At 68.6% G+C, this 1,933-nt stretch carries 2 pseudogenes; both read right to left on the bottom strand.

Going from position 1 to position 1,933, the window contains the following annotated elements:
• Positions 1-1,512: pseudogene (locus tag JMF90_RS35120) on the bottom strand (LWXIA domain-containing protein); the annotation flags it as partial.
• Positions 1,513-1,764: 252 nt separating this feature from the next.
• Positions 1,765-1,933, bottom strand: a pseudogene (locus JMF90_RS35115) (lytic transglycosylase); the annotation flags it as partial.

Here is a 1,933-nt window from a genome sequence, read left to right as displayed (position 1 = left end):
GGGCAGGCCCGGCAGGCCGTTCGCGGTCGACAGCGACGGCGTCAGCAGCGGCGGTTGAAGCGTGGGCTTCGTGAATACTGATTGTGCGTTCACCCGCGCCTTGATCTGCGACGCCTGATCGTCGTACTGCTGCGCGAGCGTCGCACCATACGCGACGACGAAGCCGTCGTGCGCGATGCTCGCCTGCTGCTTCGCCTGATCGAGCTTCGCATACGCATCGCCGAGGTCCAGATCGACCTGCGGGTCCTTGATCATCGCGTGCGGATTGGCCTTGTGCCACGCGCTGGATGCGTCCAGCTTCTTCGTATAGTCGGCCTGCAGCGTGTCGACCTGCCGCTGCGCGGACAGCATCTGCAGATAGCCGCCGCTCGTGTTCGCGGCCGTCTGCGCGCGGGCGAGCGCGGTCTTCGCGTCCGACACGGCGTTCGGGACGATCACCGTCGGTCCTTCCTTGCCGCTGGCCGAATCGTAGCGCTGCTGTGCGTTCGTGAGCGACAGGCTGTCGTTGGCCGCGCCGTACGCGGCGTTCGCATAGTTCGCATCCTTCGCGGCGGACGTGACGGCCTGCTGTGCGGCATCCTGCGAAGCGGGCGCATCGGGCATCGTGACCTGCAGCTCCAGCGGCTGCAGCGCGTCGTTCAGCCGCCCGACGCCTGCATCGAGCGCGGCCTTGTAGTCCGGATCGGCGAGGTACGACTGGAACTGCGTATACGCGAGGTTGGAATTCGCGACGTCCGCGAAGTATTTGGACGCACCCACGGCCGCCTTCGCGCTCGCGGTCTGCCAGTCGTCGTAGAGCCGGATCTGCAGCGGGTTCTTGCAGTCGCCCGGCTGCGGCACCCAGTTCGGATCGTTCGCATGATCGGGGAAGGCGTCCAGCAGCGTCTTGAACTGCTGGTCGGCCGCGTGCTGCGCGTCACCGGGGTCGGTCACCTTGCCGGAATCGTCGATCTTCATTCCGGCCGGCATGTCGGCATTCGCCTGTTCGCCGTACAGGATCATGTAGCCGGCGTCGGTCGTCACGTTCAGCTCGCGTTGCGCGGTGTCGGCCGTCGTGCGCGCCTTCGCGTAGTCGGCCTGCGCGGTCTTGCGGTCGTCGGCCGTCGACTCGGGATCGCGGTTGACCAGATGCAGCACGTTCTGCGCGCCTTGCAGCGTCTGCGACGCGTTGTCGTACTTCGTCTGCGCGTCCTGGATCGCTTTCTGTACCGCGCGCGTCTTGTCGTTCTCGACGGTGATGTCGGGCGGCGGCGCCGTATATTGCGCGGCCATGCTCTGGATCAGCGACGTCGCGGACTGGATCTCGGCGTTGGTCGGCTTCGACGGATCGGTGGCCAGCGAGGCGGTGACGGGAATCGGCGGGGCGGCGGTCGGGTTCGCCGGCCCGGCGGCCGGGTCGTCCTTCTTCGGCGGCGGGGGAGGCGGGGGCGGCGGTGCAACGACCAGATTCAGCGTTTCCGACAGGAAGCGCTGCCAGTTGACACCCAGTCCCAGTCCGTCGATCAACAGCATGCTCGTCTCCGTTGAGCCGCGCGATGCGCGGCACGTGCGGCGTCCTGCACGCCGCGACGTGATCGTTCGAGTGTACGGACGCACCCGGCAGCGGGAACGCCGCTGTTTCGTAGCGGCAGGAAGCGGTCGGCGGCCAGGCGTCGCGCGGGCTACGAGATGCGCGCGGCGAGCGGCAGCCACGCCGCGCGTCGTCGTTCGGACCCCTGAAAGCGGCGCGGGCGCGTACGCACGGCGCCGCGCGCGATCATGCGGTCACTGATCGAGACACCGCACGCAGAGCCGCTTCGCCTGGTTCGCCGGCAGCCCGCGGCACATCATCACGACCGGGCGCGCATGGCACGACGGTGCGTCGGCGGAAGCGGCCGGCAACGGCAGCCTGCGCGCGCGATCGGGCGGCGTGGTTGCGACCGCGTCCATGCGT

The sequence above is a fragment of the Burkholderia sp. E168m23 genome, assembly GCF_016586125.1.
In the GTDB taxonomy this organism is placed as follows: domain Bacteria; phylum Pseudomonadota; class Gammaproteobacteria; order Burkholderiales; family Burkholderiaceae; genus Burkholderia; species Burkholderia orbicola.
The sequence above is the reverse complement of the archived record's forward strand: the minus strand, read 5'-3'. Positions and strand labels throughout refer to the sequence as shown.